At 52.8% G+C, this 18,930-nt stretch carries 15 protein-coding genes; 12 read left to right on the top strand and 3 right to left on the bottom strand.

The window, feature by feature from the left end:
- Positions 1-376: 376 nt before the first annotated feature.
- From Q0V82_RS05510 to Q0V82_RS05495, 4 genes are all read left to right on the top strand, one after another.
- A complete protein-coding gene (locus Q0V82_RS05510) occupies positions 377-2,008 on the top strand; it encodes a histidine kinase N-terminal 7TM domain-containing protein (RefSeq protein WP_297573346.1) in 1,632 nt (543 codons plus the stop codon).
- A gap of 70 nt (positions 2,009-2,078) precedes the next feature.
- Positions 2,079-2,633 carry a cytochrome b gene (locus tag Q0V82_RS05505; protein ID WP_297573345.1) on the top strand — a complete coding sequence of 185 codons (555 nt, stop codon included), beginning with the start codon at positions 2,079-2,081 and terminating at the stop codon, positions 2,631-2,633.
- Between the two features lie 401 nt (positions 2,634-3,034).
- Entirely contained in the window at positions 3,035-4,105 is a 1,071-nt protein-coding gene (locus Q0V82_RS05500) for a 3-deoxy-7-phosphoheptulonate synthase (protein WP_297573343.1), read from the top strand.
- Positions 4,106-4,277: 172 nt separating this feature from the next.
- On the top strand, positions 4,278-5,837 hold the full coding sequence (locus Q0V82_RS05495) for an aminotransferase class V-fold PLP-dependent enzyme (protein WP_297573341.1): 1,560 nt from the start codon (positions 4,278-4,280) through the stop codon (positions 5,835-5,837).
- A gap of 270 nt (positions 5,838-6,107) precedes the next feature.
- Here the strand turns inward: Q0V82_RS05495 and Q0V82_RS05490 are convergent, their stop codons facing one another.
- Positions 6,108-7,217 (bottom strand): agmatine/peptidylarginine deiminase, encoded by a 1,110-nt coding sequence (locus Q0V82_RS05490; protein ID WP_297573339.1) that lies wholly within the window; start codon positions 7,215-7,217, stop codon positions 6,108-6,110.
- A 64-nt stretch (positions 7,218-7,281) separates the two neighbouring features.
- On the opposite strand from Q0V82_RS05490, the gene Q0V82_RS05485 reads away from it, so the two are divergent.
- From Q0V82_RS05485 to Q0V82_RS05470, 4 genes are all read left to right on the top strand, one after another.
- Positions 7,282-8,217 carry a LysR family transcriptional regulator gene (locus Q0V82_RS05485; RefSeq protein WP_297573337.1) on the top strand — a complete coding sequence of 312 codons (936 nt, stop codon included), beginning with the start codon at positions 7,282-7,284 and terminating at the stop codon, positions 8,215-8,217.
- 146 nt (positions 8,218-8,363) lie between these two features.
- Positions 8,364-9,074, top strand: coding sequence for a hypothetical protein (locus Q0V82_RS05480; RefSeq protein WP_297573335.1), 711 nt, complete (start codon positions 8,364-8,366; stop codon positions 9,072-9,074).
- Between the two features lie 102 nt (positions 9,075-9,176).
- Positions 9,177-9,926: an ABC transporter substrate-binding protein gene (locus Q0V82_RS05475; RefSeq protein WP_297573333.1), complete on the top strand. Its 750-nt coding sequence runs from the start codon at positions 9,177-9,179 to the stop codon at positions 9,924-9,926.
- 59 nt (positions 9,927-9,985) lie between these two features.
- Positions 9,986-10,180 (top strand): DUF1289 domain-containing protein, encoded by a 195-nt coding sequence (locus Q0V82_RS05470; RefSeq protein WP_297573331.1) that lies wholly within the window; start codon positions 9,986-9,988, stop codon positions 10,178-10,180.
- On the opposite strand, the gene Q0V82_RS05465 is transcribed toward Q0V82_RS05470, so the two are convergent.
- Positions 10,177-11,073: an endonuclease gene (locus Q0V82_RS05465; protein WP_297573328.1), complete on the bottom strand. Its 897-nt coding sequence runs from the start codon at positions 11,071-11,073 to the stop codon at positions 10,177-10,179. The two genes, Q0V82_RS05470 and Q0V82_RS05465, sit on opposite strands and share 4 nt — an antisense overlap.
- A gap of 318 nt (positions 11,074-11,391) precedes the next feature.
- Here Q0V82_RS05465 and Q0V82_RS05460 point away from each other — a divergent pair, with 318 nt between their 5' ends.
- The 4 genes from Q0V82_RS05460 to Q0V82_RS05445 all read left to right on the top strand — a co-directional run bounded on the left by Q0V82_RS05460 (position 11,392) and on the right by Q0V82_RS05445 (position 17,741).
- Positions 11,392-12,735: an esterase-like activity of phytase family protein gene (locus tag Q0V82_RS05460; RefSeq protein WP_297573326.1), complete on the top strand. Its 1,344-nt coding sequence runs from the start codon at positions 11,392-11,394 to the stop codon at positions 12,733-12,735.
- A gap of 275 nt (positions 12,736-13,010) precedes the next feature.
- Entirely contained in the window at positions 13,011-13,940 is a 930-nt protein-coding gene (locus Q0V82_RS05455) for a methylenetetrahydrofolate reductase (protein WP_297573324.1), read from the top strand.
- A 648-nt stretch (positions 13,941-14,588) separates the two neighbouring features.
- Entirely contained in the window at positions 14,589-16,031 is a 1,443-nt protein-coding gene (locus Q0V82_RS05450) for a coniferyl aldehyde dehydrogenase (RefSeq protein ID WP_297573322.1), read from the top strand.
- A gap of 99 nt (positions 16,032-16,130) precedes the next feature.
- Positions 16,131-17,741, top strand: coding sequence for a GMC family oxidoreductase (locus tag Q0V82_RS05445; protein WP_297573320.1), 1,611 nt, complete (start codon positions 16,131-16,133; stop codon positions 17,739-17,741).
- Between the two features lie 237 nt (positions 17,742-17,978).
- On the opposite strand, the gene Q0V82_RS05440 is transcribed toward Q0V82_RS05445, so the two are convergent.
- Entirely contained in the window at positions 17,979-18,875 is an 897-nt protein-coding gene (locus tag Q0V82_RS05440; protein WP_297573318.1) for a LysR family transcriptional regulator, read from the bottom strand.
- Between the last annotated feature and the right edge of the window lie 55 nt (positions 18,876-18,930).

Below are 18,930 nucleotides of genomic sequence, written 5' to 3'. Positions count from 1 at the left end.
TTTATCCTGTTCGGTCAATTGGTTTGATTTGCAAATGATATTCGTTCTCATTTGAAAGAGCTAGTTGAATATTTGTACAGCTTTCATAGTAAAAAGCTATTAATAGGCTGGTGCTGATTGCAAACCAAGATTAAATTTTGAGTTGCAAGCTGCCGTGATCACAAGCAGCGAAGACATTTGCTGCACGCTATCGGTAGATAAAGATAAACACGTGGTCAGCAAGCAGTAAAGCATCCGCCGATGCTAGATTGTCTATGAAATTAGACAGCTAGCCAGCGAATCGAATTGAATCGGCAGCGATGCTTTACAATTAAAAAATGAGCACTTACTCCCTATCTCTGATCGCCATTGTGAATGATCAATTCAGGGCCAAGCGATGAATTGGCCGGCGTTAGTATTATTCAGCTGCACGATATTTACGCTGGCGTTGGCGCTATTGACTGCGCGGCGTGATGCATTCCCCGCTAAGTTTTATTATGTCTGCATGTTGCTGTCATCGGCATGGTGGAGTGGTGCAGCGGGGATGGAGAACTGGCAAACCGCGCCAGCAGACAAAATTCTGTGGGCCAAACTGGCTTGGCTCGGCATCGTCACGGTGCCTTGCTATTGGACGCTATTTGTTTGGGCTTATGTCAAAGGCGATAATCGTCCCCCGACTTGGCTGGGCCAATTAGCGCTGTGGTTGATGCCGCTACTCACTTGCCTGATTGCTTTTACCAATGATCAGCATCATTGGCTGTATGTGAGCACATTACCGGTGAGTGATGCACCGGGCGCAGCGATTCGCTATCTGCATGGGCCGTGGTTCTATTTATGCGCTTTGTATTTATATGGCTATATGACCTTGAGCATGCTGGTCATTATCAATGCCCTCGCCCGCGCCAATGCACTGTATCGCCAGCATTATCTCGGTCTGGCGATCGCTATGGCGATTCCATGGCTAGCCAATGCCGCGCATTTAACCGGCTTGGTTACGCTGTTTGATTTTGATCCAACACCATTTAGTTTTTTAATCATGGGCGGGATCTTTTATTGGCTGATTACCCATCGGCAATGGTTTGATTTATTGCCGATCGCGCATGATGCGTTGTTTGATGCCATTCCTGATGCGGTTTTGGTGGTGGACGATCAGCAGCACATCGCCAGACTAAATCACGCCGCGCAAGCTTTGCCGAATATGCCCGCCAACGCCATTGGCCTGCCACTCAAATTACTGCCGTATTTTGATAATTTATTACCAACTTTATGGGATCGACTGCTGCCGGTTGAGTTTGAGCTGCAATTGGACGATGCGTATTACGATTTGCGCTCGGTCACCATTTATTATTTGCAGCAACCGATTGGTCTATTGCTGGTGCTGCGTAATATCACTCATCATAAACAGAGTCAGTTGGCTTTACAGCAAGCGCTGATTTCACTTGAAGCGCAATTGGAATCGAACGCACAACTCCAGCAGCAGCTACATCAAGCGGCGATTCTTGATCCATTAACTAATTTGCATAATCGGCGCTTTTTGGATGAAGTCACCCCCAACTTACTCAGCCATAGCACGCAACAACAGCAAACGATTAGCTTGGTGATGATCGATTTAGATCACTTTAAAACCATTAATGATCACTATGGGCATAGTGCAGGCGATGAGGTTTTACGGCATATGGCGCAATTATTACGCCGCTATAGCCGGCAAACTGATCTGCTATTTCGTTTGGGGGGTGAGGAGTTTTTAGTCATTTTGCCCGATACCAGCGCCGCCCAAGCCTTGCGACTCACCGAAGGTTGGCGCGAACAATTGCTCGCCCAACCCGCGCTAGTCAACGGCACGCCAATGCCGGTAACTTTTTCGGCGGGGATTGTCGAGGTCGCCTATGCCAGCAATACCTTTGATACCGCGATCGCTTATGCCGATATGGCCTTGTATCGCGCCAAAGATGCTGGCCGTAATCGCAGCGAATTAGCCAGCCCAAAAAATAAAATCGCCATTCAATCTACCTTCGCAATATTTGACTAGCACTTGCGTTTATTCGTCAACAGGGTGAAAGTTTGTGCTGAATCGAATCACTCACTCCTTGGGGTAAAACATGCTAAAAAACACTCGCCATAGCTATGGCAAAGTCGCTCGTCTATTGCATTGGCTCTGTGCCATCGCAGTGATTACCGCTTTGGCATGTATTGAGCTCAAGGGGTATTTTCCCAAAGGCGATCCGTGGCGCGGTAATTTGCAAATGGCGCATATTCAAGCTGGCATCATCGTTTTTTGGTTGGTAATCCCACGCTTTATTTGGCGCACCGCCAATCGCTCGCCGCTGATTACGCCTAGCCCAGCGCCGTTAATCATGAAAGTCGCCGATTTAACGCATTGGGTTTTGTATGCGCTGATGTTTTGCATGCCGATTCTGGGGGTGGCATTTATTCAAGCTTTTGGAAAGCCGGTGGATTTTTTCGGTTGGATTTTGCCAACGATATTCAGCATGACGCCACAAACCGCCAAAGACGTAAAAGACGTGCATGAGTTTTTGGGCAATACGCTGCTGTGGTTAGTGATATTGCACGTCGGCGCTGGGCTGTGGCATCAGCGCATTATTAAAGACGATACGATGAGTCGAATGATAGGGCCAATTCGGAGCGATGATTAATCGTAGCGTCCATTTAGTGATGACTTAGGCCATGTTCAAATTTGGTGTTGATCCGTTAAATCGCAAGCGCTTGAGCGGATCGACTGTAGCCCCTTCCCCCTTGATGGGGGAAGGTTGGGATGGGGGTGTTGAGCTTAAAATATACGCCGTAGTATCACCCTCACCCTAACCCTCTCCCATCAAGGGAGAGGGAATGCCGCGACGCTTTAATCACCATCAACACGTAATCTGAACATGACTATGGTTTAATAGGTATTGGTCGCTAGACTTTATTAATCATGTTCTAGCAGGCAATACCCATAGTTTGTATGATTTTCCCGATGCCAAAAGCATGACTCGTGCTCGACGGCGTAACGCCTTGGTTTATACTCATTGGCTTTCCTCTTTTGATCGACTTCACGATGAACAGCCAAGACTTAGAGAATATCAACGTCACTTCGTTTGACGCGATGCCCTCACCCGAAGAATTACACGCCCGTTTACCGCTTTCTGAATCCGCCGCCCAAGTGGTGGATGCTGGGCGTGAAGCCTTAAAAAACATTCTGAATCGGCAAGATGATCGCCTGATTGTCGTGGTTGGCCCATGCTCGATTCATGATCCTATCGCCGGTTTAGAATACGCGCGCCGTTTGAAAGCGCTGCAAGCCGAAGTCAAAGACAGCTTATTGCTGGTGATGCGAGTTTATTTTGAAAAACCACGTACCACGACCGGTTGGAAAGGCTATATCAACGATCCATTTATGGATGATTCATTCCAAGTCGATTTAGGCATGGAAAAAGCGCGGCGCTTTTTGCTCGACGTGTGCGAGCTGGGTTTGCCAACCGCCACCGAAGCGCTTGATCCGATCTCGCCGCAATATCTAGGCGATTTAATCGCGTGGACGGCAATTGGCGCGCGCACCACTGAATCGCAAACGCATCGTGAAATGTCATCCGGCCTATCCACGCCAGTGGGTTTTAAAAATGGCACCGATGGCGATATCAGCATTGCGATTAATGCGATTTTATCGGCGTCGCACCCGCATTCATTCTTGGGCTTGAACGGCCAAGGCCGTGTGTCGATTGTGCGCACGCGTGGTAATCAATACGGCCATGTGGTGTTGCGTGGCGGTGATGGTCGACCTAATTACGACACCGTATCGGTGGCGATGGCTGAGCAAGCGCTTAAAAAAGCCAAATTACCGTGCAATATCATCGTCGATTGCTCGCATGCCAATAGCTATAAAAAGCCGGAATTACAGCCACTGGTGATGAATGATGTGATCAATCAAATCGTCAACGGCAGCCAAGCTTTGGTGGGCGTGATGATTGAGTCGAACTTAGTCGTTGGCAATCAAAAAATCCCTGCTGATTTATCGCAATTGATTTACGGCGGCTCGGTTACCGATGGCTGTATTGATTGGGCCAGTACCGAAAAGATGTTGCGCGACGCCGCGCAACGCTTGGCCGCAGCCAAAGCCGCTCGCGCTTAAGCCAACCAGCTGGGGCCTTATCGCCTCAGCTTATGCTCATCTGGCCATCTTTTGATGGCGATCTAACTTTGGCCGATTGTGGGGTTGCTGGGTAATTTGTCAGCCGTTTGCTGATTGAATTGCTTGGTCGTTGGTCGCACAATACTTCAATCCAAATTAAAGGTGAGCCCCGATGAGCGACGCGACTGCCACACATTGCAGTGAAATTTATCTGGATGCCAATGCCACCACGCCGATCTTGCCGGCGGCGCAAGCGGCGATGATTCGGGTACTTAGCGATAATTTTGGCAATCCGGGCAGCCCGCATGGCGCAGGGATTCGCGCGCGCATTGAGCTCGATCGCGCCCGCGCCGCCGTTGCTGCGGTGTTGCAATTGCCTGCAGACGATTTGATTTTTACTTCTGGTGCCACCGAAGGCATCCAAACCGCGGTGCTGTCGGCACTGCATCCGCAGCGCGGCGCGGCGTCGGTGCGGGTGTTATACGGTGCGACTGAGCATAAAGCAGTTCCCGAGGCGCTGGCGCATTGGGGCGAAATTTTGGGCCTCACGGTCGAATTGCTGCCAATACCGGTTGATCAACAGGGCCAGCATGATTTGCCTTGGCTGGCCGAAAACGCCAAGGGCGCAGCCTTGGTGTGCACTATGGCCGCCAATAATGAAACCGGCGCCATTAGCGATTTAAACGGCATTGCCGGTGTGCTCGATGCGCTGCCAGTACGGCCCTTATGGTTGGTGGATGGCGTGCAGGCCCTGGGCAAATTGGCCGTCGATTGGCTAGGCTTGCGAATTGATTATGCGCCGTTCTCTGGGCATAAATTGCACGCCCCCAAGGGCATAGGCTTACTGTATGCACGCGCCGGTGCGCCATTTACGCGGCTTTTGGCGGGCGGCGGGCAAGAGGGCAATGCGCGCTGCGGTACTGAAAACCTACCCGGCATTGCCGCTTTGGGTGCGGTGTGCGAAGCGCTGTTGGCCGGGCAGTTCGGGCCAGCGGGCGCGCTCGCAGTGGCGCAGCAACGGCTAAAAACCGCGCTGCTACACGCCTTTCCGCAACTGGTGATCAATAGTCCTAGCCTGCACTGTTTACCCACGACGATTAATTTTTCTTTACTCGGCATCCCCAGCAAATGCTTGCTCGATCTGTTTGACGCGCTGGGTTTACGGCTGAGCGCTGGCTCGGCGTGCAATAGCAAAAACGCCAAACCGAGCTTTGTGTTAATGGCGATGGGCTTAGGCGAAGAGCGCGCTTCCAGCGCGATTCGGTTGTCGATTTCGCCCAACGTTTGCGCTGCTGATATCGATGCCGCCGTTGAACGAATCGCCCTCTCCGGACACATTCTGCAAACCCATCTGAACGATATGCTGCAGCTGGAACAAGTGGCGTTGCCAGACGAAGACCTAGAGCTTTCTAGCCGCTACGCCGTCACCGCCGAGCAATTGCCCGCGTGGATTGCCACGCATCCGGCTGGGGTATTGATCGATATTCGTGAGCAATGGGAACAAGCCGCGTGTTGCCCATTGCTGGGTCTGACCATTGCCGCGCAGCCATTGAGCCAATTGGCGACTTGGCTGAGCCAAATCGAGCTTGATCGCCCGCTATTACTTGCCTGCCGCAGTGGCCGGCGCAGCGGGCAACTCCTCAGCCTGATGCGCGCTAAAGGCTATACGCAAACTTGGCATTTGGCCGATGGCCTTGCTGGCTTGCCGATGCCGAGTGTTGCAACTAATTGAGGCTTGGTTTGGATTTGGTGTTGATATTTTAAATTGCACGCGTTTAAACAGATCGACTGCGGCCCCTTCCCCCTCGACGGGGGAAGGTTGGGATGGGGGTGTTGAGCTTAAAATATACGCCGTAGTATCACCCTCACCCTAGCCCTCTCCCATCAAGGGAGAGGGAATGCCGCGAAGCTTTAATCAGGATCAACACGTAATCTGAACATGGCATTAATTGATAGGGTATTGCCATCTAGATATTATATAAATTGATCTGTGTGGCAATACCTAGGCGATTTGCTGCTGGGTGGCGCAATGGATGCCGCCACCACCGGCGGCAATGGCATCGATATTCAGTTGAATTACATCTCGGCTAGGGAATAAATCGCGCAAGATATCGCGGGTATTGCGATCGGTTTTGCTATCGCCAAATTGCGGGCAAATGACGGCGTGATTGCAAACATAAAAATTAATATACCCGGCAGTAAATTCATCATTACTAAACTGCTGACGAATTGAATTCGGTCCCGGTAGTTCGATCACTTCGAGCTTGCGACCTTTGGCATCAGTGGCGGCGCGTAATAGGTTTAAATGCCGCCGAGTGACTGCGTAATCGTAGGAATCAGGATCATGATCGATATGCGCCACCACCACACCGGGCTCGGTAAAGCGGGCATAAAAATCAGTATGGCCATCGGTAATATCGCGGCCCGCAATGCCGGGTAACCAGATGATTTTGTTCAGCCCAAGTAAACGCTTTAGCTCGGTTTCGATGTGGGCTTTACTCACGCCCGGATTGCGATTGGCATTGAGCACGCAGCTTTCGGTGATGATGGCGCTACCATCGCCATCGACTTCAATCGCGCCGCCTTCGAGCACTAAGCGCGTGGCTACAGCGCTGACTGCGGTATTGCGAATCATCATCGCCGCAACGCGTGCATCACGAGCATGGCTTTGTTTATTGCCCCAACCATTAAAATGAAAATCAATCGCGCCAATCTGGTGCTGCTGATTTTTAACAAATACCGCACCGGTATCGCGAATCCACAAGTCATCAATCTCTTGCACGATCAGCTGCACACTATTGCCGCATTGCTGGGCGGCGATGTCGTAATCGGCCGCCCGCACCAGCATATTCACCGGTTCAAATTGCGCAATGGTTTTGGCGATGCTGGCTAAATTGGCGCGTGCACCATGCATCAGGCGCGGCCCCCAAATCGCCGCTTGTGGACCATAAGCCATCCACGTTGCGCGATGCGGTGCGGCTTCATCGGGCATGCTCCAGACCGTGTCGCTATTGGCTTGCGCGACGTTGGGGAGTGAAATTCCTGCGCCAAGCAGCAGGCTGCTACCGGCGGCACCGAGTGTGTGTTTTAAAAAACGGCGACGTGGATGCATTGGGCTTCCTTTAGGTGGCTGTGAAGGTATAGCGCATTGTTGCGCTATTTATTGATGAAGAAAAATGATATTTTTAGCGCTAATTTATCAATATTTCTCATCAGTCATGACCAAGCTACCGTCGTTTAAATTATTAATGGGTTTTGAAGCCGCCGCTCGTTTGGGGAGTTTTTCGCGGGCTGCCGATGAATTGTGCTTATCGCAATCGGCAATCAGCCATCAAATTTTGCAATTAGAAACGCAGCTGGCGCAACCCTTGTTTTTACGCGTTGGTCGTGGCGTTGAGCTCACGGTGGCGGGCGAGGTGCTGCTGCGCAGCGTGCAACGTTCACTGTCGGTGCTGGCTGGGGGTTTAGCGCAAATTGACACTTATCTTGACCCCGGACTGGTGGTGATTGTTGCACCTGCGGCCTTGCTGCAAGGTTGGCTACAGCCGCAATTGGCGGCGTTGCAAGCGGCGATTCCCGAGTTATGTTTGGTGCTATCGGTGGACGAGTCGGCGCGGTATATCGACGAAGTAGACGTTGATTTATTGATTAGCCAGCGGCCGTTACAGCAAGCCGGTGTGCAAGATCACTCTTGGCTTAGCGATGAATGGGTCGCCGTGGTTAGTCCGCAGCGAATGCCCGAATTACAAGCACTGCCAGTCCATCAGCACCATCAAGTGATGGGTCTGATTTCGCTTGAGGCGGATTTTCAAAACGAAGGTCCCAGCCATCAGTTTCATCAGCAGCTAGCCGCTTTTCGCCGACGACGAATTTATGACGATGTGCGTTTGCAGCTCGATGCCGTTTGCCGTGGTGATGGGATGGCCTATGTGTTGCGGCGGCAAGCCAGTGAGTATTTGCAAACTGGGCAATTACTTATTTTGCCCGACTATCCGCGTTTAGCCGCCGCACCGTGGATTTTATCTAGCGTTGCGGGCGAACCGCGTGCTGAGATTGTGCGCCAAGTGCGCGATTTTTTGCTGCAAGCCGGCGAGGCCGAGGCAGCGTTTTGATGCGGATCGCCAGCGACGTTGCGGCAGCGTAGGTACTAATTGCTGACATAAAGCTTGCAGTTGTTGCTGATTTTGGCAATCATAGCGCTGCACTTTTTTTTAGCGCTGGCTTTGTACGTCGCTGCCCGCCAATTTGGAGCCTAACCATGTTTGTTCGTGCATTTGTTTTAAGTGTCTGTGTGTTGTTTCCCATTAGCCTGGTGCAGGCGCAAGATCTCACCACGGTACCGGTGCATTTTGCCCAAGGGCAATCGAGCACAGTGTTAAAGGGCCAGATTAAAGGCTATCAATACATCGATTACAAGCTGAACGCCAAGGCTGGGCAAACGCTCACTGTGGCGTATAACAGCCGCCAGCTCAGTAGTTATTTCAATATTTTGCCGCCGGGCTCACAAGATGAAGCCTTGTTTGTTGGTTCGAGTGCTGGCAATACCTATCGCGGGGTGTTGCCCGCCAGTGGCGAATATAAGCTGCGGGTTTATATGATGCGTAATGCCGCACGGCGTAATGAAATCGCGAAATTCACTCTTAAAGTCGCCATCGACACGCCGCCCGCATCCGACGCTAAAGTCAGCGGCACGCCTTACCATGCCACCGGTACGATTGCTTGCGTTGTTGCGCAAACCCGAGCATGCCCATTTGGCGTGGTGCGACACGGGCAGGGCGCAGCAGAGGTAACGATTCAAGTTGCGCAGGGCCAGCGCGTCATTCGTTTTGACCATGGCACCGCAACGGACTATACGGCTACGCCGATGCCGCACGGGGAATTGAGTCAGCAAAAGCAAAAAGACGTCAGCCATATCAAAATTGGCGCGGAGCAATACGAAATTCCTGATGCAGTGATCAACGGCGGCTAATCTAAATCAGAATGGATGAATTCATCGCATTCAGTGTCTCGATGTGCTGGCGGCATTGAGTTTGCTTTAGATGATTAGGGCGCAGTTGGCCGGGAGTCAAAAATGCGGTTTATTTTGGGCCTATTGTTGGCCAGCTTGAGTTTGAGCTGCGCCGCACAAAAATTACGCTTGCTGGCGGCAGAATATCCACCCTATACCTCGCAAGCCTTGCCCAAACAAGGGGCGTTGATTGAGGTGGTCAAAAAAACCTTGTCGCCACACTATCAATTAGAAATTGTCTTTGTACCGTGGGCGCGGGCGCTCAATGAAATGAAAGCCCGTCGCGCCGACGGCATTATTGGGGTGTGGCCCAATAGCTATGTGGATACCGGTTTTCGGGCATCGAGCCCAATTTTTGTCAGTAAATTGGGCTTTTATGTGCCGACTGCGCAGTTGGTGCCGCGGTTAGATTTAAATCAATTGCAGGGGCGGATTGCTGGCGGGGTACGCAATTATGGTTATCCAGCGGCGCTGTATCAAACCGGCGTACGCATTGAGGTTGCCAACGACGATCAAAGTAATTTAAAAAAACTCGCTGCAGGGCGAATTTCTTTCGCGATTTTAGAAAAAGCCGTTGGCGAATATTTACTGTCGCAGCCGGATTTAGTCGCTATCGCCCCCAAAGTGAGCTGGCAAGAGCCCGCCTTTGCCGAGCAAGTACTGACCATCGCTTTTGCCCCGCAAGACAAAGTGCCATTGGCGGTTTTTGAGCGAGGATTGCGCCAACTTCAGCAGTCAGGCGAACTTAAGCAAATCGCTGAGCGCTATCACGTTGATCTACCTAGTCGTACTGCAACGCTTGCCGCGCCGTGATAAGACTTGTCAGCGCGCCCGCAATCGCGTTCAATACGCGCTTTTTTGCGGGCTAGGCCATGACTGTCGCATCACCGTGTATTCAACAATGCAAACTCGATCCCGCTGGCCAATATTGCCTTGGCTGCCGCCGCAGCTTGGATGAAATCAAAGCTTGGTCAAGCAGCAGCGACGCTGCCAAACACACAGTTTGGCAACGCCTGGCCCGCTTGCCGCTCAGCGCGCCAGCAAACTCAGCAAACTCAACGAATTAAGTCGGGCAATACTGCGCCAAAATCTCAGGGTTACTCACCAAAGGATTGCCGTTGCCTTGTAGTCCCACAATGCGCTTATCACGTTTGATTTCCCACGCATCCACCGGATACGTTTTGGCCCAAGCGCACATTAGTTGCCGATCTTGGCGGCTGAGATTGAGCTGATACTGCTGGTGCATATATAAAGTAATCCGCGCTGCGCGGCCGCGCACTTCTTCGCGGGGCTGCACTTTTTTGGCTTTGAAATCGACAATCGTTTGGCAACTGCCATACATCGGCTGTGGATTACGCGTCCACGCGCTAAAGGCGTAATTGCTGCGATCGCCATTCACCTCGCCCACGGCGGGCACCAAATTGACTAAATCACCCTCGGCAATTTGGTAGATGACATCAGTGTTGCCGCAATTTTTGCGGCCGCCATTTTTCCAGCATTGGCGTTGATGACCAATCACCCACGCCGGTACTACATGCTCCCATTCCAAACGCCGCGCGCGCTCGGCATTTTTACGTGGCTGAAAATTACAACTGGCCCAGTCGATCACTTTGCCGGTGTATTGGCAGCCACAGTAGAAATCTTCTTCCATACCGGCAAATACCCTAGGTAATACTTTTTTGGCCTGCTGAAAATCCCTATGCCCGACCGGATTTTGCCGCGTTGCCATCACCACGTTTTCGGCATTGAGCGGCGGTGAATCACCCGTTGGCGGTGGTGGCGTTGGCGAAGTCAGCGCCGCCAAACCTTGCTCGGCCCAATCGCCAATTTGCTGCACACCCGAGCTATTAAAAAATTGCTTAATTTGCTCCGTCGCCTGCGTCACGCAGCCGGATAAAGTCAGCGTTAACAGACAGCCAAGCGCCAGCGAAATGATGCGGCGAGAATTTAAAACAGACATGGGGGAATCGATCAAAGAAGAGAGAAAAACAATTGAAGCTGTGGCAATACCGCATAAATTCAATCAAACCGCCGACAGTATAAAATCGTCGTCAGAAATCAACTAGGGTATTCGTAAGATTTGGCACGGTAATAAGTACGACGCCGATGATGGGAGGGTCATGAGCTCTGTCAATTTTGCCGCCGATAGTGGCCGTCGCGACAACAATGCGGTCAGTGTCAGTTTGATCTCTAGATTGCCTTTAGATAAATTGTCATGTTCTTGTCATTTAACTGACTTAATATCGCAATCCATCATCAATTCTTTTGCGGGTTTGGCATGTTGAAGTTTTCGCTCATCACTTTATTGATCGCTGGTGCTGCCCATGCCGCGCCCTTGTTTGAAATGCAGCAGGTCGATCACCCGGCGATTGCCTCGATTGAGCGCTACACCTTGCAAAGCCCAAGCAAAGAAAACATCGCTTATCACGGCGAATTTGCCAGTGCCTTTCCACAAGGATTTGCCTTTGCACCGGGCTCTGGCTTGGGATTTAAAAAAATGGATCGCGATGGCACTTTGTATTTTTGGGCGACCGGTGATCGCGGCCCTAATGGTGACGCGCCTAAAGTGCTAGTGGGGGATAAAAAGCGCGAAGCCAAATTCTTTTTGGCACCCGATTACGCGCCGCGCTTTGCCGAAATCAAAGTTCGCCGCCAGCGCTCTGCCGACGTGATCTCGAGCAAGCCGTTTTTAATTGACGGCCAAGTCGCCAGCGGCCTGCCGTTGCCGCAAGGTCGCGTTGGCGCCACCGGCGAAGTGGCACTCAGCGATACGCTCAAAACGCTAGACGCCAGCCCACGCGGTATCGATCCCGAAGGGATTGTGGCCGGCAAAAAAGGCCAATTGTGGGTGGTGGATGAATACGGCCCATTTTTGCTGCAAGTCGATGCCGCCAGCGGCAAAGTCTTAAAGCAACTCGCCCCCGGCGCGGGCTTGCCCGATGTACTTAAACATCGCCAAGCCAATCGCGGCTTTGAAGCCGTTGCCTTCACGCCTAATGGCAAAGTGTATGCCATGCTGCAATCAACGCTCAATATCGACGGTGAAACCAAATCCAGCGCCCAATTTATCCGCTTGGTTGAATATGACCCAAGCAGCGGTGCAACACGCACCTTGGCCTACCCCTTGGATGTCGACGCGTATAAAAAAACCGCCGACGCCAAAATTGGCGATCTAGTCGCCATCGACAACACGCATTTTGCGCTGATTGAACAAGGCAAAGGCAAAGATAAACAGCTGCGCAATGTGTTGTACGTGATTGATATTGCCGGTGCCGACACGCTCGCGCCGATTGCTGGCAAAGAGCCGGAATACGCCAGCAAAGCCGATTTAGCCAATGTCAAAATGATCCGCAAACAGCGCGTGTTGGACTTACGCGAACTGGGCTGGCAAGCCGAAAAAGCCGAAGGCCTCGCCTTATACAACGGCGGTATCGCCATCATGAACGACAACGACTTTGGCCTAAAAACCGAACTCGCCAGCGGCAAAGACGTCGATGATGTCGTCATCGACAACGGCCAACTCCCCAACAACGAACGCCTCGTCGTTAAACCGAGTAACGAAGCGACTGAGCTGTGGCTAATCAACCTCAAACAGCCTCTGAGCCACTACTACCCAAAGTAAACGCACTGCGTATTACCCTCCAAGCTTGGCCCCGCAGATGCGGGGCTTTTTTTATGGGTATTGCTGGCGGGGCTTTGATCATGATGGTCTGCGGTTGGATACATCGATACGCTTGGCGAGAGAATGGTTGGGCGGGCTTAGCCGTAGGGCGGGTTAGCCGCAGGCGTAACCCGCCAATCTACTTACGGTGATGCGCCGCATAAGCTGATTAAGATTTTTTGTAATTATTCGGTCAAATCTGCGTAAAATCTCGGTAAACGAATCCGAGTCTACTCATGCCTAATTCACTGCACACCAAAATCGCTCAACGTCAGTCTGGTATCTTGCTGTATGGCATTACGCCGCCCAAGGCCAATAACACGCCGGAAAAAATCGCTGAGATTGCCGCGCTGCAAATTGAGCGCATTGCGCCGTTGGGTTTGGATGGCTTGGTGTTGTATGACATTCAAGACGAGGCCGATCGCACTGATGCAACGCGGCCGTTTCCATTTATGGCGACGCTCGATCCGCGGGTGTATAGCCGGGATTACCTTGCGGCTTTAGACATGGCCAAAATTGTCTACCGCTGCGTGGGTAAGTATTCGCCTGAGCAATTTGGCGCTGATTTGCTGGCGATGAACGATGGGGTGTCGGTGTTTGTTGGCGCGGCATCTCGCCAGCAGCAGGTGTCGCTCACCGTGGCCCAAGCCTACGCGCTGCGCCGCGAGGTGAATCCCCATCTGCTAGTGGGTGGCGTGGCGATTCCTGAGCGGCATTTGGTCAAAAACGACGAGCATCTGCGCGTGGCGCACAAGGTGACCGAGGGCTGCTCATTCTTTGTAACGCAATGCGTTTACAACGTTGAGGCGGCCAAGAATTTTTTGTCGGATTACTACTACGCTTGCCAACAAACTGGCACGGCGATGGTGCCGATTATTTTCACCATTACGCCATGCGGCTCGGTGAAAACGCTGGAATTTATGAAATGGCTAGGGATTAGCATTCCCAAATGGCTAGAGAACGACTTGATTCATTCAGGCGATATTTTGGCCAAATCACTGGATGTATGTAAGGGTATATTCGCCGAGCTATTGCAATACGCCAGCGAGAAGGGAATACCTGTAGGCTGCAATATTGAGAGCGTTGCCATTCGTAAAGACGAAATCGAAGCCTCATTGCAATTGGTGCGTGATGTGCAGCAGATGTTTCTTGCCACGCGGGCGTAAGCGCCAACGGTATTGCGCCGTCTGAATAGTGTCTGGCGTATTGCCGCTTCGCATCGAATACTCCCTACAATTTGCATTCATTGCGAATCAGCCTTGGACTGATAAACGCAGATTGGATCCAGCCGCATGGTGGATTTGTGTATTTTGCCGCCGCGCAAAAAATCACCCAAAGCCGCGCATCCGCGCGGTTTTTTTATGGGTATGGCTGGCTAAGCATTACTCAGAAAGATCTGCAAGCAAATACATCGATAGGTAGGGCGCGCCCCGAAGCAAGTCCCCTTGGGGGATAAGCCGCCAATCCGATGCCGGAATCACCCATCGTTATCAGCGCAGGTCTGGACTCGTCCTACATGGCTGAGGCACTTTGTAGGGTCTTTCTACAACAACCACTGATTTATGTGACGATTCTAGAAAGCATTTGTTACCATGATTTGAAAGTAAATTCTTTTGTATTGTTACATGCTCCCTGCTTTAAGCGGTAAGAAGTGATTGCGGCCTTGTCTCGTTTGGGATGATTCTAATTATTTATTTTAAATGCTTTAACTATCTGTTGATCGTTTTTACAAAGCGCCCAGCCCTTCGGGTTTGGCAAACCAAACGTCAATAGACCCGAGAACAGGCGCAGCTTATTCTTAACGAGGTGACACCATGTCCGCCATTCTCCTGCCCGCTGTAACCCCCATCGACGTTGTCCGCAACGAACTCGACGCCACGCTAAAACTGCAACGTGCCGCCTATTTGGCGCACCCCTATCCCAGCTTTGCGGAGCGCAAGGCCGACCTGCTCAAGCTCAAAGCTTTTGTACAGGACAATCGCGAAGAGATCATTCAAGCCATCAATGCCGACTATGGAAACCGTTCCCGCCATGAGACGCTGTTCGCTGAAATCTACAGCGTCGTGGATGGCGTAAACCACACGATCAAACACCTCAAGAAGTGGATGAAGCCCCAGCGCCGCAGTGTAGACTGGCGCAATTTTTTCGGTGCCAGTAACCGGCTGATTCCACAACCCCTGGGCGTGGTCGGAGCCATCATTCCCTGGAATTTTCCCGTTTGGACCAGCTTCAACGGACTGATCTGCACCTTTGCGGCGGGAAACCGCGCCATGGTCAAAATGTCGGAAAACTCGCGCCACCTGGCTAAGCTGTTGAATGACAAAATCCCCGCCTATTTCCCCCGGGACAAGTTGGCCTTTTTTGATGAGACGGGTGGGGTTGGCATCGAGTTTTCCAAATTGAAGTTTGACCACATCATTTTCACTGGCTCCGGCCCGACAGGCCGGTCTGTCATGGCCGCTGCGGCAGCCAACCTCTGTCCGGTCACACTGGAACTGGGCGGCAAAGCCCCCGCGCTGCTGTGCGACGACTTCCCGCTGCGCAAAGCGGTGGAGCGTATTACGTTCTTCAAGTTCTTCAATGCCGGTCAGATTTGTACGACCGCCGACCATGTGTTTGTGCCGCAGGCCAAAGTGACGGCGTTTGTCGAAGCCGCCAAAGAGGTGGTTGCAGGGCGCTACGCGAGTCTGGAGACCACCGATTTCACCGCTGTCATTGACGGGAGGGCCTTTGATCGCATCGTCCGCGCCATGGAAGAGGCGCAGTCCCGGGGCGCTACGCTGGTACAACTCACGGCGGGAAAGAAATGGGATGCCGACACCCACAAAATTGCCCCGCACCTGGTGCTCAACGCACCGGCAGACTGTGAGCTGCGCACGCGGGAAATTTTTGGGCCGGTCTTACCAGTCATTGGCTACAACGCGGTCGAAGAAGTGATCCATGCCGTGAATAGCGGCCCCCGCCCTCTGGCGTTTTACCCCTTTAGCAACGACAAGGGTCTGATCCACACGCTGCTGCAGCGCGTCATGTCGGGCGGTGTCACGGTCAATGACATCGTGCTGCACACGGGGCAACACGATATGCCTTTCGGCGGTGTAGGGGACAGCGGCATGGGCCATTACCATGGCTATGAGGGCTTCGTAACCTTCTCCAAAATGCGGCCCGTGTTCTATCAGGCGCCCTTCAGTGGCATCAAGTTGCTGTGGCCGCCCTATGGCAAGTTTGCGACCAAGTATCTCGACTTTTTGACTAAGTAATCAACTTGCGGGACAGATCTTCAGCTCGGTTCCCAACTGATTAAAGACTTGCGGGATCGATCTTCAGCGCTCTCCCTAACCAACGGATAAAGGTTTCCCATGAGTTTGCAGGCATATGATTACGTCGTAGTCGGTGGTGGCGCGGCCGGATGTGTGGTGGCCAGCCGCCTGAGTGAAGATCCCAACATCACCGTATGTCTGCTAGAGGCCGGTGGGCCCGATAGTTCGGCATTTATTCATGCGCCATTGGGCTTTGCCGTTACGGCGCCGCTCAAGCTGTTCAGCTGGGGTTACGAAACCGTGCCGCAGGCCGGCTTCAACGGCCGCTGCGGGTTTCAGCCACGCGGCAAGGTGATGGGCGGCAGCTCATCGGTCAACGCCATGGTCTATACACGCGGCAATGCGCTCGACTACGACCACTGGGCCGGGCAGGGAAACCCCGGGTGGACCTATCAGGACGTGCTGCCCATCTTCAAACGCGCCGAGAACAATGAATGTTTTGGCGCCACCGAATATCGGGGCACCGGCGGGCCCCTGAACGTGGCCTATCTGCGCAGTCCCAGCGTCCTCAACCAGGCCTTTATTCAGGCCTGTGTGGAACAGGGCATTCCGCGCAACCCGGACTACAACGCAGCCACCCAATATGGTGTGTCGCCGGCCCAAGTCACCCAGAAAAACGGAGAACGTGGCAGCGCCGCCAAGGCCTACATCACGCCAAACCTAGCGCGCCCCAACCTGACTGTCATCACCCGCGCGCACACCAGCAAAATACTGCTGCAAGATCAACGCGCAGTCGGCGTGCAGTACCTGCACAACGGTCAGCGGCAAGAGGTGAAAGCACGCCGCGAAGTGATCGTAAGCGGTGGTGCCTTTGGCTCCCCGCACCTGCTCTTGCTCTCAGGCATTGGCCCGAAGGAAGAGCTGCAAAAACACGGCATTGCCGTCCAGCACGAACTCCCCGGGGTCGGACAGAACCTGCAAGACCACATCACCACCGTGCTGATCTACCGCACGCGGCGCCAAGATGCCACGCTGGGTTTGTCCTTAGGTGGTGGTTGGGCCCTGCTGAAATCCATCTTTGAGTGGCGTAACAAACGCACCGGCTGGGTGACCACCAACGCGGCCGAAACTCAGGGATTCATCTCCACCGAAGGAAAACCCGACTATCCCAACATTCAGCTGGCGCTGTGCATCGGCATTGTGGATGACCACACCCGCAAGAACCACCTCGGCCACGGCTACACGCTGCACGTCACCCTGATGCGTCCCAAGAGCCGCGGCAGTGTCACCCTGCAAAGCGCCAAGCCCACCGACGCCCCATTGATTGATCCGGCATTCCTGAAAGACCCGGACGACCTCGCCACCCTAGTCAAGGCGACACAGATGGGTTACGACATCATGGAATCTGCTGCGCTCAAACCTTTCCGCGGAAAAATGCTGTATCCGCTGGAGCGCAACAATGTGGCGCAGATCGAAACGTTTCTGCGCGCCCACTCTGACAGCGAGTACCACCCGGTCGGCACCTGCAAAATGGGCCCAGCGAGCGACCGTATGGCGGTGGTTGACGCCTCACTGCGGGTACACGGATTGCAAGGGCTGCGCATAGTCGATGCCTCCATCATGCCCAATCTGGTCACCGGCAACACCAACGCCCCCACCATCATGATTGGGGAAAAGGCCGCGCAACTGATCCGTCAAGGGTCGGCGTGAAAAACGCCGGTTGCTCCGGGTCTCGCGGCTCGGTGTAAATCACTTCTTTGGTTTCTCGGGGTGTTAAAAACATCGGGTTGATTTGGTACTGCAAGCAAATACACCGATAGGTAGGGCGGGTTAGCCTTTAGGCGCGCCCCGATGCAAGTCCCCTTGGGGGATAAGCCGACAATCTGATGCCGGAATCACCTGTCGCAATCAGCGCGGGTTGATAAGCCCAACCCGGCATACATGGCTTTATGCTGTAGAGCAGTCAGCCGCGCGTTGCACTAGATTGGTGAGCCATTTTCTTGCGGAGCTGCCAGAAGATCGACGATGCCAGCCAACCGTAACATCAAAAGTGTCCATCTCCGCATCGAGAGATAAAATATTGAGATAGCTAGATCGTGCCAGCGCAGATGGTACCAATGCAACAACATCATTGAATTCAAGAAAAGGAATCAGAGAGGTATAACAAGGCAGTACCGCCATCACCTGTCGCGAGACCGAGTGCGCCTGCAGGAAGGCATCCACATTATCCGCAAGATGAGCTGCACCATTGGCAAAGCCAACATGGGCATGGTTTTGTAGGTCGCTCACCGTATGAATATGGGATGAGATCTGTGAGTTTTTACCCACCACCCATGAATACTGTTCTTTCTTTAGGCGCGTTTTAACCACGCCAGCGCTGACGAACTCGGCAAAGCCAATCAGCAAATCGGCATCGCCGCTGGCCAAGCTGGCCTCATGCGTTCGTGGGTTGAAATCGGTTACCAGCAGTTTCACCCCCGGTGCGGCCTGCGCCATCAGGTTGGACAGGCGGGGGATGATCGCGAGCTGCGCATACTCATTGGCGATCAGCCTAAACGTCGCCGTCGAGGTCGCGGCATCAAAAGTGCGATCGTCGAATAAGTCATCCACGTCTAGCAGGATTTTTTCGAATTTAGTGGCTAAACCCAAAGCAAAGTCCGTCGGCAGCAGTCCACTACTTTGCCTGAGAAACAGCTCATGAGGAAAAGCGGCGCGCAGGCGCTTGAGATACCCGCTAATCGCCTGCTGCGATACGCCGGTTTCCTCGGCCACCTTGGACACATTGCCCGCCCTGACCAATTGAAGAAAGATCCGCATGTGTTTTAGGTCGATCTTATCTACCATAATATATTGTATCTTATACAAGCTTAATATGATTTATATTGTATCATCGATGCGC

It is taken from the genome of uncultured Deefgea sp., from assembly GCF_947072475.1.
Classification (GTDB): domain Bacteria; phylum Pseudomonadota; class Gammaproteobacteria; order Burkholderiales; family Chitinibacteraceae; genus Deefgea.
This window is presented reverse-complemented; position numbering and strand designations above follow the sequence as displayed.

What these genes read in the sequence shown, in the direction of transcription:
- Q0V82_RS05475 (WP_297573333.1), top strand. Translation starts at nt 9,177, where the DNA reads ATGCGGTTTATTTTGGGCCTATTGTTGGCCAGCTTGAGTTTGAGCTGC.
- Q0V82_RS05510 (WP_297573346.1), top strand. Translation starts at nt 377, where the DNA reads ATGAATTGGCCGGCGTTAGTATTATTCAGCTGCACGATATTTACGCTG.
- Q0V82_RS05500 (WP_297573343.1), top strand. Translation starts at nt 3,035, where the DNA reads ATGAACAGCCAAGACTTAGAGAATATCAACGTCACTTCGTTTGACGCG.
- Q0V82_RS05465 (WP_297573328.1), bottom strand. Translation starts at nt 11,073, where the DNA reads ATGTCTGTTTTAAATTCTCGCCGCATCATTTCGCTGGCGCTTGGCTGT.
- Q0V82_RS05505 (WP_297573345.1), top strand. Translation starts at nt 2,079, where the DNA reads ATGCTAAAAAACACTCGCCATAGCTATGGCAAAGTCGCTCGTCTATTG.
- Q0V82_RS05490 (WP_297573339.1), bottom strand. Translation starts at nt 7,217, where the DNA reads ATGCATCCACGTCGCCGTTTTTTAAAACACACACTCGGTGCCGCCGGT.
- Q0V82_RS05440 (WP_297573318.1), bottom strand. Translation starts at nt 18,875, where the DNA reads ATGGTAGATAAGATCGACCTAAAACACATGCGGATCTTTCTTCAATTG.
- Q0V82_RS05480 (WP_297573335.1), top strand. Translation starts at nt 8,364, where the DNA reads ATGTTTGTTCGTGCATTTGTTTTAAGTGTCTGTGTGTTGTTTCCCATT.
- Q0V82_RS05455 (WP_297573324.1), top strand. Translation starts at nt 13,011, where the DNA reads ATGCCTAATTCACTGCACACCAAAATCGCTCAACGTCAGTCTGGTATC.
- Q0V82_RS05450 (WP_297573322.1), top strand. Translation starts at nt 14,589, where the DNA reads ATGTCCGCCATTCTCCTGCCCGCTGTAACCCCCATCGACGTTGTCCGC.
- Q0V82_RS05495 (WP_297573341.1), top strand. Translation starts at nt 4,278, where the DNA reads ATGAGCGACGCGACTGCCACACATTGCAGTGAAATTTATCTGGATGCC.
- Q0V82_RS05470 (WP_297573331.1), top strand. Translation starts at nt 9,986, where the DNA reads ATGACTGTCGCATCACCGTGTATTCAACAATGCAAACTCGATCCCGCT.
- Q0V82_RS05460 (WP_297573326.1), top strand. Translation starts at nt 11,392, where the DNA reads ATGTTGAAGTTTTCGCTCATCACTTTATTGATCGCTGGTGCTGCCCAT.
- Q0V82_RS05445 (WP_297573320.1), top strand. Translation starts at nt 16,131, where the DNA reads ATGAGTTTGCAGGCATATGATTACGTCGTAGTCGGTGGTGGCGCGGCC.
- Q0V82_RS05485 (WP_297573337.1), top strand. Translation starts at nt 7,282, where the DNA reads ATGATATTTTTAGCGCTAATTTATCAATATTTCTCATCAGTCATGACC.